Source organism: Lysinibacillus sp. NPDC093692 (genome assembly GCF_050280125.1).
Lineage (GTDB): Bacteria > Bacillota > Bacilli > Bacillales_A > Planococcaceae > Lysinibacillus.
In genome coordinates this window covers 1-15272 of the sequence record NZ_JBNNUW010000019.1, presented here as the reverse complement: position 1 = coordinate 15272, position 15272 = coordinate 1, and the positions used below count along the sequence as shown (strand labels likewise).

Here is a 15272-nt window from a genome sequence, read left to right as displayed (position 1 = left end):
AGGTCACCCTCTAAGTAATCGGTTTAGTTCATGCTCTAGACGTTCATCAAGCACCGTTTGGCCACGTTCAATTATTTCTTCCGCTATTTCTTCTTTACCCATCATCTGTGCAATTGAAGGACCATATAATCCTTTGATTGGCAGTCGATTCTTGCCTACACGTGTAAATACATTTACATGTGAATTGCTCATGGTATTAACAAATCCATGCTTAATTACTTTTCGGCTACTGCCTTTTTTTACACGAGCTCGAACGATTACAGTGTCTGGCGAATTAGGTGTAACGTCAAATTTCATTAATGGTGTAACAGGACCACTTGCTCGAATCTGAGCAGATAAATTGCTAGCTGTTGCATTTCGTATTTTTATAAGTTTTTTTATATCCCCAGCTTTCACGATATAATTTTTACGTATTAATACACTACTTCTTGTTCTTGCAGCTGTTGCAGACCTGTTAATAGCTCTCACTAATATTTTTTTTGCTTCTTTTGGCGTTTTTTCAAATAGCTTTTCGATTCTTTCAGCATTATCAACTCGTATTTGGATCATAATTAATCCTCCTAACTATCGTTGGCCGATAAAATGATTTTAATAATACCCATATCTTCTGAGGATTCTTCTACGTAATATTCATTCCCGTCTAAATCTAAAATACGGCCAACTTTCGGGACGTAAAAATCACTACTTCTCACAAAAATAGTTTTGAAATGTGTAAACACTTCTTGTGCAGCACTTAGTTGGTCTTTCCCATAGCCTTTCAGTTCTTCAAGGCTTGTATCTTCAACTACTAATCCTAACGTTTTCCCATCTAATTCATGTTCTTCTGCAAATTCATTGGCATTAAAAAAAACACTAGAAAGGTCTTTTTCTAATGCTTCCTTAAAATTCATATTTCCACGCTCCCTTAGTCCTCTAATTGATCTAAGAAATATGCCACTTTATCATTTTCCACAATTAAAGTAATAATATTTGACTTGCTAATATTACCTTTCCATTCTAGACCTTGTTGTTTAGCACCATCTTTTAACTCGTCTAAATCAAAGTTAAGGTCCAGCGTCTTTTCGATAGGTTCATCTTTCAGCACATTGGTTTCAGTTTGCTTTTTAACAGTTGGAATTACTTTCTCATCCTCTTTTACAACTGCAGTAACAACACCTAATTTTAGAAGTCTATCACTCTCTTTTTCAGTTATTGCAGATTCTGCGAGAAAATCACCTAGATAATATCGTTCACCATTATGACGTAATGGCGATAGTACTTTGTATCCTCTCATACAAACCCTCCTAGACTACTTTTGAAGTTAACCATGCATCTACATTTCCTGGCTTTGGGATAGGACGAGATGCAAGGCGGACCATTTTTTGTTCATTCTGATGGTCTGCCCAAATTTTAGGAACACGCTCACCCTCGTAAGTCATAAACTCGTCATTTTTCTCCATCTGTGTAATAGCACCGTATGCAAAGCCTGCGAAATTTTTCTTAGCTAGAATGGCCGTATCAGCAGGGATATATGGTTTTTCTTCTCCATTATCATCTAAATACCAATCGTCATAAGTATAGATTTCAACCCCTAACCCTGGTAACTTACCAATGAAAGTTACAGCATCACTTTTAATGCTAGGTTCAATATTACCGAAATTCATATTCTTTTTATCAAACATTTCTTTGATAATAGGGTGATTAATAAATGCTTTTTCTGCATTTTCCCCAAGAAGTAATGTGTCTGGTGCTACACCTGAATTTTTTGTTACTAATTTTCTCCACTCTTTAATATCTTGGTACGGATTTGAAACATATTCTTCCTCAGAATTTTGAGTATAGTTATCCCATTTGTCAGCACCTGATAAAGTGACGCCTTGAGTAAAGTTAAAATCAAGTTCCTGTTCTACAAAACTATCAGGACCTTCACCTGTGTATCCCTTCATAATAACCTTACCGTTAATCAATGTTTGAGCAGCTAACCACTCTTCACGACGGCTAATCATTTCATTTAATTCAATTAAATCATTCGCTAAGAGCTCACGTGATCGTTGAGCAGGTGTTTTTGTACTAACTACACTTTCTCCAGCTAGTCGCTTTGTAATATCATCAATTGTTAATGATTTTTGTGGGGCAATACGTGGGGCAGTGTATTTTTCAGTACGGTACCCATCACGTTTAATTGTTACACCACCGGTACGTGGTGCCACAAATGGTGCCATTTTTCGTTTACCTTTTGTGTAATCAATTAGAACATCTTCAGTTGGGAATGTTTCAGGTGTATTAAAAAAAGTGTCACGCAAGAATGTGTGCACTTTTGGCATTTGAGTAATAGCTTTTAAGATTGTAATAGTTTTATATAGTTCCATGTTTGTTCCTCCTTAAATTGAACCCTTTAAATAAATTCCTTTAGTGCGTAAAACATCATAATGAACAGATACTTTATCTGTACCATCTGTAAGTAAAGCATCTGAATTAAATGATCCTGAAATATAGGTTTCAGCAAAAACAGCCTTCCCAGGCTCACTTCCTGTGTCAACGTCATCCGTCAAAATGGCATCTGCAAGGATTGGTGTTGTAGCTGTTGTACTGGCTACTAAGTATTCCCCGTCACTGTCTATACCAATGATTGTGCCTTGTAATAAAAGACCTTGGCCAGTTTTTAATTTAGCCGATCCTGTTTGAATGGGGAATGAAGTATCATAGATTAAATTGTTTGGCTCATAAGAACCGACTTGACCATTTAACTTCATTATTGTTTTCCTCCTTTTGCAAAAATATTAGCTAACGCTTTTGCTTCTTTTTCTACCTCATCAATAGGATCAGATTGAACCGGCGCATTAGAACCAGGAATTTCGTTTAATGGTGCAGCATCTTTTTGCATATTAATTAATTGATTTTGAGCTTGTTCTTTTTGAGCCTTTAAAGCATTAATTGCAAACTGTGCAGCTGGAATAGGATTTTGGTATTTCGCATTATTAACTAATGCTTCATTGCCTGGCACTGCAATATCTTCAATTGCTTTGATTCTAGAGTTTTCAGCTTTTACACCTTCTGCATACCCCATATTCTTCACTTGTTCAAATAGTTCCGGATGTTCATTTTGTAACGTCTGTAAGTCCATAACATCATTTCCTCCATTATCTTTATTTTCATTTATTAAATTGTTAGCTTGATTTACAACCTTCGCTGCAGGATCTCTTGCCATTTGTTGCCTTACTTTATCAATGACTTCTTGAGGTATTACGCTGTTAATGCCTAAATCAGCAACCGCATCAACTTCTTTTTCAAACATAATTGCATCTATAAATCCATGCTCTTTGGCTTGTTGAGCTGTCATCCATGTTGTTTTATCCATCATATTTTTTAATTCATCACTAGATTTACCTGTTTTTGCAGTATAGGAATTAATAATCGAGGCATTTACATTTTTCAAGAACTCACTATTATCATCCATTACTTGATAATCACCATGTGCACCATTTGCTGCATTATGAATCATCATTTGTGCAGTAGGCGACATCATAACATTCGTTCCTGCCATTGCAATTACAGACGCAGCACTTGCAGCAACACCGACAATTTCGACATTAACTGTACCGGCAAAAGATTTTAGCGCTGTGTAAATTTCAGAAGCACTAAAAACAGAGCCACCCCCACTATTTATCACAACCTGTAACTCTTTAAGGTTGTTTTTAATAGCCTGGTCGATAGAGTTTATTACCTTCCCGGGGCTCACAGCTGGAATACCAAAATAATCGTAGATCCATTGATCACCATCGTTAATAACAGGTCCTTTAATTTCCACTCTCATTATTCTTTCTCACCTCCTTCATCTGATTTATCAGATTGAATATTTATATTTACAGGTGTATTAAAACCTGCTTCGTTTCGCAACTGTTCCTCACGTTTTCTCAATTCATGATTACGGAAGAAATCAGTTCCTGTTAATTCTTGTGCTTCTCGGGTACGAGTGCTCAAATCTGATTCAATACGTAAAATTGCCGCTTCTACTTCTTTTTTAGGATCTAATTGACCTTGTGTTGGTCCATTCCATTCTGCACTACAATATGCTTTTCGAATTAAAGGATCATCAAAAAAGCCAGGTGCATGTATACGTCCTTTTAAAACTGCTTCCGCAAGAAACTCTTCATAAATAGGCTGGCAAAAATTTTTAGCTAACCACATTCGACGCTTTTTAAACATTTTCCAGGCTTCAAGTAAAGCGCCTCTTGACGCTGAATAGGATGAAGTAAAGTGTTTCATTAATACTTCATAAGGAATCTCTAAAGCAACCCCTATTTGACGAAAAATAGCTGTTGTGAAAGCATCAAAATTTGGATTTGGCCTACCTGGATTAGATTCTTGAATTTTTTCTCCTTCACGAAGAAATGTGACAGAGCCATTTCCGATATTTATCTTTGAATTATCTCCCTCATTGTCATCATCTTCCCCATCTCCAAAACCTCCACCAAAATCGTCTTGTTCTGAAGCTTCTGTTGTAATAAACACTGAATACATACCACTTATAACAGCTGCCATTAATTCAGCATCTGTATATCGATCAATTTGTTTTAAGCCTTCGATAACAGGTGCTAAAATCGGTATTCCACGACGTTGTTCTGGACGTTCAATATCTAATAAATGAATAACATTTAAACGTCCAGAGAGCTTTCCATACTTTTCAACTCGCTTCCAATCATTTTGACCAGTTAAAGAGCTATTTGGATGTTTATCTGCAATGTGATAGGCAATAACTTCACCTGTTGAATCTATCTCTACACCATTGATTAACCGTTCTTCATAAAATGTATTTATCACTGGATTACAAATCCTATCAGCTTCAATTAATTTCACTGTAAGTTCATACAATGAACCAACTCGTTTTTTATAGGGCATAATTGCAAAACAGTCCCCAGAAGCCAAAGTTGATAAAAGAGCCAATTGTTGTAATTGGCCAAAGTCACACATACGATTTGCATCACAATTTTTAGAATCAGCCCAACATTCAAACTCACGCTCAATTTTATCCTCAATAGCTTCGGCTTCTTCTTGTGAAAGGCCTAAAAAATCGCCGTCAATTTGAGCATTTAATTTCAGCTCATAACCGACGACGTTGGTTACTATTGATTTTAATGATCCACTAGCGATAGGTGCTCCCATATACAAATCTCTGGAACGTTCACGCATCGTTTCGACATTACGCTCTATATCATCAATTGGATCACTTAAAGAACTAATCCAACCTACAACAGAACGTTTTGTACCACTTGCAGCATGATTGCCATAGCCAGTAGAGTTTATAGGTCCATTTTTTAAAGTAGCATTCCCTCTTATACCTATAAATTCTTTTACCTTTTTTATGCCTTGATGGAATCTATTCATAATTCTCACCTACCTTCTAACAATCACGAGGAATAAATTGTTTTGTTCTTCGCATCCGTTTGCCTTTTTGTGCCATTTCAAGCTCAGAAACTTTATTTTCCCAATAGGTAATGCGTTTAGCGACTTCAGATAAATTGGCTTTTGTTAAACTTCGATTACTTATTGTGTAGCTTTGTGCATTTGCAATAGCACGCTCAGCTTCTAACCAAATCCTTAGATTTTCTTGAGCTTCCTCTAATGTAATAGCCATTAATAATTTACCTCCCTTACTCTTTTTCTTTTTTTCTTAACTCCATAAATACCAGCATATTCTTTTTCAAAGTTCGGATTTACTATTTCAATTGCTGCTGTATTATAGACACGTAAATCAAACGGTTCGTTTCGAGCGCGTTTCTTGACCCATATATGATAAGGTCTCCCTTTTTCATGACGTGTTTCCAGCTTCTCAGCTGTTAAACCAAGAAAATAATTTAGTTCATAGCCTTGTCCTTTTGGGAAATGACAATAGTTTGGACCAAATTCATCTACCTGAAGGCTAGAGAGAACACGTGCCTTCCCATCATTAACACCGAGGCGAACAAGCAGTGTTTTCAATGGTTTTGGTCTTGATGTACCTGCTAAAAGTGGAATGTACTCACCTTTTACCGCACTTGCACCCTTAATAGCATAAATTCGCCGCGCTTCCCTAGCTTTTGTAAAACGGTAGACCTCCTGTGTAAAGTGACCACCTGAGTCGATGCAAGTACAAGTTATGCCAAATTGTTTACCGTTTGCTTTGCTCCAACGTTTTTGGAGCCATAAGTCCAGCTGTTGCCATGTTTCATCTTGTTTCAAATCTCCATATAAAACATGATATTCAATCCCCCATGACTCTCGACCAGCGCCCCAACCGACCACTTCAATTTCAAATCGATCGTCTTGGACGTCGACAGCAGCAGTTAGCACTTTAACCGGGCTTGGAACTTCGGCATCATATTTTTCACGACGTTCAAATAGAATATCTTCATCGACCGTTGTTCCTTGTTCTTCCCATGACTCACCTAAAACGGTGTTCTTCCATGTTTTCAACTTTTCCAGTCCGTCCCGTTTCGCTTCTAAAAAATCTCTCACGATTTTCCCCCACGTTACCCATGGACTGGCAAATTGGTTCAAATGGAAGCCACGACGGCGTGAATGTTTCTTTTGTGCAATCCATTTACCTTCAGCACGCTTCCATTCACGTTCGCTATGTAAACACCCACATTCATTACAAGCATGATTTACTTCATCCACAATAAATTCGTTATCTTCTGTTTTATGATACTCGAATTTTATTTGCTCCCATTTAATTGGCTGGAATGTAACACATGAAGGACAAGCAAATGACCACTGCTCCATCGTACTATCTTCATACAACTGCTCAATTCGCGAAGTACCTTTATCAAGTGGCGTCGATACATAAACATGCTTACGATTAGATGGAAAAGTTGTTGTACGCATTTTTGCTAAATTAATCGGATCTCCCTCTTTACCAGCAGACACCGGATAACGATCTACCTCGTCACATAGCAAAATTCGAATTGGTCTACTTGATAAAGATTTAGCTGCATTTGCACCAACAATCGCAATGGAACCACCCAAAAAGGCTTTTTCATCTATTGTGTTCCCTGCATTTTTTGCTACTTTATCACGTAATGCCTTGCTTGCTTGAATCATTGTGGAGAGCCTTGTTGTTGAGAAATATCGAATTAATTTTTTGTTTGGCAGCATAAACATAATTGGACATGGATCATAATCTATGTGATAACCAACCATGTTCAACATAAACTCTGTTTTACCAACCTGAGCTGATGCCATAATCGCTACTTCTTCAATGTCTGAATCTGTAATACAGTCCATGATATCTCGCATATAGGGTGCACGACTTGTACGCCAAGGACCCGACTCAGCAGATGTATCAGAAGTCAAAATACGATAATTATCGGCCCACTCTGAAACTGTTAAATTTGGACGTGGGGACCACAGTTGCGCTAAATCTTTAAATAAATCGATTGTTTTTTCTTTAACCAATTTATTCGCTACTTTCTTTTTCAAAAAGTTTAGGCGAATAATCTACTAAAACGTTCAAAGCATCTACGATTTCTTGTTTTAAAATTTGTTCAATCGTTTTAGAAGATTCACCATCCAACTGTGGGCTAATCCGTGTTGGTAATGACAATAATTTCGATTTAGCGCTTAAAATCATATCACCCATTACCAGGCGGACATCCTCTGCAGCGTGTAATTGCCCTCTTAATTGCCGCACTTGTAATTCTGTTTTTTCTTTCTTTAAAATTTCATGCTCAGTTTTAACATCAACATGACGTGGCTTCCCTTCTTCCTCTTTACCACCTGAAGCATGCTCAATATAAGCAAGTATATTTTCAGCCATATTGTATTTTCCACGGCCGCATTGTGTGAGTACACCATCACGTGTTAACTGACGAATCCATTGCGGCGTTTTTCCTACCAATTTTGCAAATTCACTTGTTCCAATTTCCAAAGTAGTAAGGCCCTCTACTTTCGCTTTAGATTTTGTCATATCTCACACCTCACTTTCGCTTTTATGCTTATATCCCCGCTTCATTTTCCAAAATATTAGATGAAGGATTTTTTTCAAAGTTGTAACTTTCAGCTCCCTCAAGCGAAAGCGAAAGTAAAATTTTTCGAATAAAAATAGACCACTTTTGGGGCTCGCAAGCCCCGCATGCAATAAGAGTCCTAGAAGAACCTAATGTTTTCCTATAAATTTTTCTTTTTACCATGCTTTTTCAGTTCCATTAAAGTATCAGCAACATCTTCTGCACTCTTGCTTGTTGTTGCACCCAGTCTCTTAGCAGTCACTTCTAACTTCTTGAACTCATTAGTAATCAATGTTCAGCCCTCCACAATTAATAATGATTAGCTCATTAGCTTTTATAGTCTGTTTAGCTTTCGACTTTATATCTTCAAGACCGCACACCCTATTCATAACCCCACGATTAACGCCTATGATTATTTGTTGGTCGATAGGATATACAGTCTTCAAGGCATAATAAAAAGCCCTACCATTAGAGGTAAGACTTGTTTAAACTATTCGTTTTCTTTGAGTTATATATTGATTACATTATCTAGATTAATGAATCTTTAAGTACTTCTTTTGTGTTTAAGCTTGAATATCTATTGAAGTATCTTTTTAGTTCATCTTCCTGACCCAACTCTATGAAATACTTTATCACTGTAATCTCATGAATTGTAAATTGGGAAAAGAAAATATTTAAATATTTATTTTTAGTGGTATTTTCAAAATCTGTATCATCTAAAAATCTAATTATTGTTCGAACACTTTTTATGTAATTTGAAAGTGGGAAATTTAATATTTCATTTACATTAACAAAAGATTTCTTTTTATATGAATTTGCTCCATTAAGTAGTTCATCTCTGAAAAGACGTGAAAATTCATGTGCAGTATCTTTTTTGTTATACTTTTTAATTTCATCAAATGTAAGTAAATAAATCTGTTCAATGTAAGGCACATTGTAAGAATTCAAATATCTACCTTCATCTAATTTATTTTTCAAATCACTTATACGAGATAATCCTTGCATTTCTTGTAATTTAACACCTGAGTAATGATTTAAATTATTTATATAATTTATATAAGTTGAATAATAATTATACCATTCTTTTATATCATCAAATTTTCTAAAATGGTCTAGAAGGAAAGAATGGAAACCTTCCGTTTCAAAACCTTTATTTACTTCTTTTAAAAACTGAACAATTACGTTTCTACCACTGCTTTCTAAAGCTTTCAAATCATTAATTAAATTACTATGCATACTAATCATATTAAAAAAAGTGGTTTCGAATTGTTGAAGTTTCATTGTCTCATTTGTAATTCTATATTGTTCATTTGCTTTAGCTAATTCCTCTCTTGTCATTCGCAATTCCTCTCGCTGCAATCCTAATTCCTTTCTCTGCATTACAATGGTAGAGATTAAAAACAATATACTGGCTAATGATAATAATCCTACAGTTGAACCACCTAAGAAGTCTCCTACAGTCCCTAAATTTGCGAATGAATCGAATGTAAAACTAGATTTTGATAAAAAGAAAATTAATATTGGCGCTAATATAGCGAAACATATAGTAATTATTCCACCAAAAATCCACTTATTTTCATTTTCTTTTATCCATTCTTTATATGGTTTCTTTTCACTTGACATACATCTCACTTCCTATCACCTATATCATAAGATAAATGGAATGGATTGTCATTATAAGAAATATGAAGCATATTAAAAAGCCGATAACATTTCGTTACCGACTTTGTATGTTAATTGTTACGCGATTCCAATTGTACAAGCATCATCCTACCACTTCCTAAATTGGCGTGGAGATATCCCAATTAGGAATCTGCTTTACTTGCTTCTCTTGTAATAGAGTTTGCCATAAATCACTATTTACTATTGCAAGAATAGCATCCATCTCTAAGAAAGTTATTTGTTCAATCTTCTTGTTTACTCGTTCATAAACATCTTCAACGCTTGTGAAATCATCCCATGGTTTCATTTTATCAAAATGAATATTTCCTATAGTTTGATACATATAATCTTCAAAATCATATGGGTCTTTAAATACTTTACGCATCATTTCGTTTACCACTCGGTAAGTTTCCTCTGTTGTTAATGGTCGGTTGTTTGGTGTGTTAGTCATTTATCCTTCTCCTTTGAGTGTTATTGTAATTACTTGTTCTAATACCTATTAGAACCCTGCTTAATCAAATATAGAAGAAGCAACAATAATTTAGTCACTATTCCCTTCCTCCTTCCTTTAGGCATAATAAAAAGCCACAGCTCATTGTGAGTGTGACTTTTATTCGTGAGTTATTTTAAAGCATAATCAGGAACAACAAAGACGCGTGTTCCGCACTTATCGCAAACATATTTCGGCTCGTGATCCTCTTTGTATATTCGTTGGTATATTAAATCATACGATGGAGTATTACTATCGTACGAATCAGATAACCTAGACCACTCTGATTGATAACTTAATTTATTTCCGCAATCACAGTAGTTAGAATTTGTACCCTTATCGTCCGACATTGATATAACCTTTTCCTTACTCAACTATTCACCTCCCATCTATCTACCTATCTATCATAGGATAAATGGAATGTTGTGCCAATAATACAATTCTGACACATATAAAAAGAGACTACCAATTCAGTAGCCTCTCAAGGCATAATTCAAAGTCTCGACTCGTAGTGAGTGCGACTTTAGCTTTAATTTATATCTTCAAGTTCTTTTTGAAGAATTTTAATTTGATCTTTTACATATTCATCAAATGATACAAATATCTTTTTTCTGGGTTCCAATGACCCTATTAAATTTATTAGTGTGTTTTCCTTCCGGTGTTCAGGTATGGAATTTAGACCACTAACATCTATATACAGGTTATTTAATTCTCTACTAAATTTTAAATAATCCAGAGCATAACCATCCATTAACACTTCGTCATTCAAGTTATTAACAGTATTAACTATCCAAAAAAGGTCTTTTTCACTAAAATTCAGTCTAATATTTATTATTTCATCAAATTGTAAACAATATTCTCTTTTAAAAAAATCAATAAACATAATAGCTTCATTGTTTAATAACTCAAGTTTTTTTAAATTTTGTACTATAACTGCTTTTCTTTGTGTTTCTTCTTTTTTCTTTTCATACTCAAATTGTTTATTCATTTGATATGTAGCAACAATATAAGCACCTAGAGCTCCTAATGCACCACCAATCATACTTAATATTCCTCCGATAATTGAGGCTTTATTAGGACTGTCTTCTCCGATTACTTGAAAAGCAATTGCTATAATTCCAAATAAAAATACTCCTGCAAAAATACAAAGGATTACTTCTATGACTCTTTTCATTTGAATTCCTCCAAGATTTACTAGGATTATCTTATCATATAGAAATATTAATGACTATAATCATAATAAAAAGCCACACCTTGTTAGATGTGACCTTGAATTGTTATTATGTTATTTCAATTAAATCATTATTTACTCGAGTTACATATGAATATCTATTATAAATGATAGCTGAAGAATCTTCTTTTATAAATTCAATATAATCGATTTCACTTGGTCTTGCTTGCCTTATTTGAGTTCTGGCCCACATCATAATTTCAGAAGATTGCATGTTGTATATTGCTAAAATTTCACCTACAGCATCTGCATTAAAATAACCATTAAGAGTTTTCACTTCACCATTTTTCGTTTTAATTATCATTTTATTATACAAGTTAAATCCCTCCCTTTTTTTAAAATCTTATCATAAAAAGAAGCCCATCCACAGAGGACGAACTTCTAAACTAAAGAAGGTTAAACTTTGCTTGTTTTCGAAACACACGTACAAGCGAACGTGCTTATATTTGTAAGGCAATTTGTTTACGCATTTCCGTGCGCTTTGTTATTACTTCACAATATCAATTTAACATGGTTTAGAGCGTAATTCGCTATATGGCACAATTACAATGTATATACTTGAACTATGCAACTTTTGTTACTACCAGTGCAGAAGACTCATAGGCAGCACTGAATGCTGCAGCTATAATTATTCGTATAACATCACCTTGGTTTAACATTAATTGATCCGTTCGAGAAAGCATACTGATTTCGGTAACACCACCAGTTCCTTGCGTTTGATATACAGTTCTTTTTGTTGAGTCAGGAATTCCGTTAATAGAAAGATTAAAATCAATGGTGTGCCCTACTGCGCCACTTCCATTTACTGAAGTTGAGAATGTGATGGTATAAATCCCTGAGCTATTAACAGTAATAGAATCGTCAATGATGTCTAGCGTTACTCCACTAGAAGGTCCGACTGTGTCGAAATCAACATTAGTACCAGGTACAGCTGGTACTCCTGCTAAATTATGATACAGTGAACCGTAAACTGGTGTAAACACTGGTGGTGGTTCTGGTACATCTTGAGGAACAGTTGGCCCTTGTGGACAACTAGAAACCCTAAACCAGAAGAAACTTTTACAGTCTTCACAGCCATCGCAATCCTCGCAACTCTTTTTGAATCCCTCGTTATCAGATGACAAATATATCCTCTCCTCTAATATTATGATTAGAATATATTATGTTTATAATACTAAACCCACCCGAGTCTTTTAGCTGTTTCATCAATCAGCATATTTCGTTTACGCAATACTCGTTGTACTGACATATATAATTTATCTGCAACATGTGACCATTCATACGCTTCGTGCTTATCAAAATATCGCATATCTACAATTGTTTTTTGGTCATGATCTAATTCTTTGTAAAGTTGCTCAAGTGTTGTGATGATATTTTTTAAATGCTGGTAGTTTTTATCTTCTGCAAGAATAATAGCTTTATTTCCTGTCGTGTCGGAAATGCGATTTGATTTGCCTCCACCAATATTTATATCTGTTTCTTGATGCGCATTCAACAACTCCCATTCACGATAGCGCAACTGCTTTTTAAGCTCATCTAAATTCGACCAGTATTCTTCAATAGTTTTATTTTGTACTGCTGATAATTTACTCATATGCCCTCCACAATTGATAAATGCCATTTCTGTATTTCACTACGCGATAACGTAGGCATTTGCAGCACCTTCTTTTAAAATTTGTAATTATTGAGATAATCTTCTCTGCAAAGCGAACTAGTATTGAGGTTAATAAAATTATTAGTACATTCTATTAACATAAATATGAGTTCGTACGCTACTTACTTTTAAATACCCCTTGTATATCTCACTCACTTACTTTTATAATTTAATTAACAACATAATTTGGAGGGTATTATATGGTAAATCAATTTCGTAATCCCAAATATGAACAACCCGTTTTCAAATGTAGCAAATGCAATTTGGTTACATCCCATAAAACAAGCTGTGTTAATGAATCAGGGACTTTGACTCCAATAGTTAACGAATTAAGCAGCACTTTGGACACATTCGATAAACATTTACATCAAATATTTCTTTCAATTTGTAATAATTGCTCTTCGAAAAGCATTTGGCTGAGATCTAGATATGGACATGAATTAAAAATTTTCCCTCCAGTAAGCACTAGTGATTTTCCTGAACCCCATTCAGATATGCCTGATCAAGTAAAAAAAACCTATAATGAAGCTGGAGAAATTCGTATGCTCTCACCTAGAGCATCAGCTGCGCTTTCTAGATTAGCTTTAGAACAACTTCTAACTCATTTAGGTTATACTGACCCAACATTATACAAAAAAATCGAGTCATTAATAGCTCATGGTAATGTTGATACATATCTAGCTCAATCGTTAGAAGTAGTTCGAAACTTTGGTAATTCTGGTGCACATGCAGGTGAAATTCAACTAGAAGAAGATCCATCTATAACTAATTTCTTACTAGAACTATTAAATATAATCGTGGACAGGCTAATTTCTCATCCAAAAAGGACTGAAAAACTTTATAATTCTATACCTGACAATAAGAGAAGGTCTTCTCCTGCTCAAAAAGTTACAAAATGAAAATAATATCCTTTAAGATGCTAAAGAGTGATTTAAAGTTTTTTAAGTCACTCCTCTTTTAGGATAACTGTACTTTTTCCTAATCCCACACTGATCATAAAAGTTCATTTCTCCTGATTTCAATGATATATTTTCCGTTTTCACCACCATCTTCGGCTGTTTTTGGGTATAAAAAAGAGCGCCTCAAAAAAACAGGCACTCTATTCAATTTTTATTCAGTCTCGTTTGACTGTTGATTGACTTCATCCATGCTCATTTGACCATCTGGAGCTTTGTCTTTCTCTGGTGGCGTAGTTTCCATTACCTCTTTCGGTGTTCCGTAGTGATACTGAACATCAACTAAGAAATAAACTCCGTTTTTATTAAACTTTTCAGTGATCTTGTGCATGTTCATTTCATCATTTTCTTTTGCAGCATTAACGATTTCTTCTGCTTCTTCTCTTTTGTAAGCGATCCATTGTTCTTTTTGCACTAATAATTTTTTCATGTTTTATTTCCCCTTTTCTTCTTTTCGTTTTTTACGTGCTTTTGCTAAATCTTCATGTGTAATCCAACCACCATCAATCTTTGAATGAGTTAAGAGAATTAACTCAAACGGATAACGGTATTCGAACAATTTTTTCTTGATTAAAAAGTCTTTTGTTGGTTGCCCTTTTATATCGATTACTTCTATTCGGCCATCTGGGTAATGTACTTCGAAATCAGCCCTATAAATGATTGGCCTAACTTTTACACCGTTTTTTGTGTAGCCATCGAATATCGTGTAATTCTTTTGCATAATGAATTCGGATATTACCCCTTTATCCTGTAACTCTATTAGATGGTCATAATAATCTCGTTCCATTTTGCTATCAAACTTAATTCCGTCATGCTCAACCTTTTTATTGTTGTACTTATTACGCTTTTCTTTAACAGGTTCAATGTGAATAATGTGTTTGATAGTGCCAATCGATTGTCTAGCTTTAATTCGCGCTTTTACTTGATCCTCAGCATCTACAAATAATTCTTTATTCCCAGGTACTTTTTTATCGATGTACCTTACTAAAAACTTTTTCATTAGTACACCTCTTTAGAATGGAAGATCATCTTCGGACACCTCAATAGGGCCTTTACTATTTGCAAATGGATCTTCTTCAACTCTCGTGTGATTTGGTTGTGTGTTCTGAGGCTGTTTATAGCCTTCTGAGCCGTTTCGAGGCGTTGCCCCTCTATTTGCACCAGAACTAACGTTCGAACCGTTCTGAGCGCTTCCTGAGCCTTTATTCGGCTCTAAGAATTGAATACTATCGGCAACAACGTCTGTAGTGTAAATTCGTTTACCATCTTGGTCCTCATAGCTGCCTGTTTGAATACGCCCTTCAACGCCTATTAA

Annotated in this window: 22 protein-coding genes; 1 reads left to right on the top strand and 21 read right to left on the bottom strand. The window is 35.0% G+C overall.

The window, feature by feature from the left end:
• Positions 1-3 precede the first annotated feature (3 nt).
• The 18 genes from ACQKN4_RS18175 to ACQKN4_RS18090 form a co-directional block, all read right to left on the bottom strand.
• Positions 4-549 (bottom strand): phage tail protein, encoded by a 546-nt coding sequence (locus tag ACQKN4_RS18175; protein ID WP_427484426.1) that lies wholly within the window; start codon positions 547-549, stop codon positions 4-6.
• An 11-nt stretch (positions 550-560) separates the two neighbouring features.
• Positions 561-890 (bottom strand): hypothetical protein, encoded by a 330-nt coding sequence (locus ACQKN4_RS18170; RefSeq protein WP_427484425.1) that lies wholly within the window; start codon positions 888-890, stop codon positions 561-563.
• 14 nt (positions 891-904) lie between these two features.
• Positions 905-1273 carry a hypothetical protein gene (locus ACQKN4_RS18165; protein WP_427484424.1) on the bottom strand — a complete coding sequence of 123 codons (369 nt, stop codon included), beginning with the start codon at positions 1271-1273 and terminating at the stop codon, positions 905-907.
• 10 nt (positions 1274-1283) lie between these two features.
• Entirely contained in the window at positions 1284-2348 is a 1065-nt protein-coding gene (locus tag ACQKN4_RS18160) for a major capsid protein (protein ID WP_427484423.1), read from the bottom strand.
• Positions 2349-2360: 12 nt separating this feature from the next.
• Positions 2361-2732, bottom strand: a complete 372-nt coding sequence (locus tag ACQKN4_RS18155; RefSeq protein ID WP_427484422.1) for a head decoration protein — start codon at positions 2730-2732, stop codon at positions 2361-2363.
• A complete protein-coding gene (locus ACQKN4_RS18150; RefSeq protein ID WP_427484421.1) occupies positions 2732-3793 on the bottom strand; it encodes a head maturation protease, ClpP-related in 1062 nt (353 codons plus the stop codon). Before ACQKN4_RS18150 ends, ACQKN4_RS18155 begins: the two co-directional genes overlap by 1 nt.
• Positions 3793-5364, bottom strand: coding sequence for a phage portal protein (locus tag ACQKN4_RS18145; RefSeq protein ID WP_427484420.1), 1572 nt, complete (start codon positions 5362-5364; stop codon positions 3793-3795). Before ACQKN4_RS18145 ends, ACQKN4_RS18150 begins: the two co-directional genes overlap by 1 nt.
• A gap of 16 nt (positions 5365-5380) precedes the next feature.
• Positions 5381-5614, bottom strand: coding sequence for a DUF6148 family protein (locus ACQKN4_RS18140; RefSeq protein ID WP_427484419.1), 234 nt, complete (start codon positions 5612-5614; stop codon positions 5381-5383).
• Entirely contained in the window at positions 5614-7413 is a 1800-nt protein-coding gene (locus ACQKN4_RS18135; protein WP_427484418.1) for a phage terminase large subunit family protein, read from the bottom strand. Before ACQKN4_RS18135 ends, ACQKN4_RS18140 begins: the two co-directional genes overlap by 1 nt.
• Position 7414: 1 nt before the next feature.
• A complete protein-coding gene (locus tag ACQKN4_RS18130) occupies positions 7415-7924 on the bottom strand; it encodes a hypothetical protein (protein WP_427484417.1) in 510 nt (169 codons plus the stop codon).
• 28 nt (positions 7925-7952) lie between these two features.
• A complete protein-coding gene (locus tag ACQKN4_RS18125) occupies positions 7953-8147 on the bottom strand; it encodes a hypothetical protein (RefSeq protein WP_427484416.1) in 195 nt (64 codons plus the stop codon).
• Positions 8125-8256 (bottom strand): hypothetical protein, encoded by a 132-nt coding sequence (locus ACQKN4_RS18120; protein WP_427484415.1) that lies wholly within the window; start codon positions 8254-8256, stop codon positions 8125-8127. Before ACQKN4_RS18120 ends, ACQKN4_RS18125 begins: the two co-directional genes overlap by 23 nt.
• A gap of 236 nt (positions 8257-8492) precedes the next feature.
• Positions 8493-9587: a putative phage abortive infection protein gene (locus ACQKN4_RS18115; protein ID WP_427484414.1), complete on the bottom strand. Its 1095-nt coding sequence runs from the start codon at positions 9585-9587 to the stop codon at positions 8493-8495.
• A gap of 157 nt (positions 9588-9744) precedes the next feature.
• Positions 9745-10077, bottom strand: a complete 333-nt coding sequence (locus ACQKN4_RS18110) for a hypothetical protein (RefSeq protein ID WP_427484413.1) — start codon at positions 10075-10077, stop codon at positions 9745-9747.
• A 568-nt stretch (positions 10078-10645) separates the two neighbouring features.
• On the bottom strand, positions 10646-11290 hold the full coding sequence (locus ACQKN4_RS18105) for a hypothetical protein (protein ID WP_427484412.1): 645 nt from the start codon (positions 11288-11290) through the stop codon (positions 10646-10648).
• 106 nt (positions 11291-11396) lie between these two features.
• Complete coding sequence (locus ACQKN4_RS18100; protein ID WP_427484411.1) at positions 11397-11663, bottom strand: hypothetical protein; 267 nt, start codon at positions 11661-11663, stop codon at positions 11397-11399.
• A 247-nt stretch (positions 11664-11910) separates the two neighbouring features.
• Positions 11911-12471, bottom strand: a complete 561-nt coding sequence (locus ACQKN4_RS18095) for a hypothetical protein (protein WP_427484410.1) — start codon at positions 12469-12471, stop codon at positions 11911-11913.
• A gap of 50 nt (positions 12472-12521) precedes the next feature.
• Positions 12522-12941 (bottom strand): hypothetical protein, encoded by a 420-nt coding sequence (locus ACQKN4_RS18090; RefSeq protein ID WP_427484409.1) that lies wholly within the window; start codon positions 12939-12941, stop codon positions 12522-12524.
• 260 nt (positions 12942-13201) lie between these two features.
• Here ACQKN4_RS18090 and ACQKN4_RS18085 point away from each other — a divergent pair, with 260 nt between their 5' ends.
• Positions 13202-13900 (top strand): DUF4145 domain-containing protein, encoded by a 699-nt coding sequence (locus tag ACQKN4_RS18085; RefSeq protein WP_427484408.1) that lies wholly within the window; start codon positions 13202-13204, stop codon positions 13898-13900.
• Between the two features lie 211 nt (positions 13901-14111).
• On the opposite strand, the gene ACQKN4_RS18080 is transcribed toward ACQKN4_RS18085, so the two are convergent.
• The 3 genes from ACQKN4_RS18080 to ACQKN4_RS18070 all read right to left on the bottom strand — a co-directional run.
• Complete coding sequence (locus ACQKN4_RS18080; protein ID WP_427484407.1) at positions 14112-14387, bottom strand: hypothetical protein; 276 nt, start codon at positions 14385-14387, stop codon at positions 14112-14114.
• A gap of 3 nt (positions 14388-14390) precedes the next feature.
• On the bottom strand, positions 14391-14957 hold the full coding sequence (locus tag ACQKN4_RS18075) for a DUF1064 domain-containing protein (protein ID WP_427484406.1): 567 nt from the start codon (positions 14955-14957) through the stop codon (positions 14391-14393).
• Positions 14958-14969: 12 nt separating this feature from the next.
• Positions 14970-15272, bottom strand: a 303-nt coding sequence (locus tag ACQKN4_RS18070; protein ID WP_427484405.1) for a single-stranded DNA-binding protein, incomplete at its 5' end; no start/stop codon positions are given.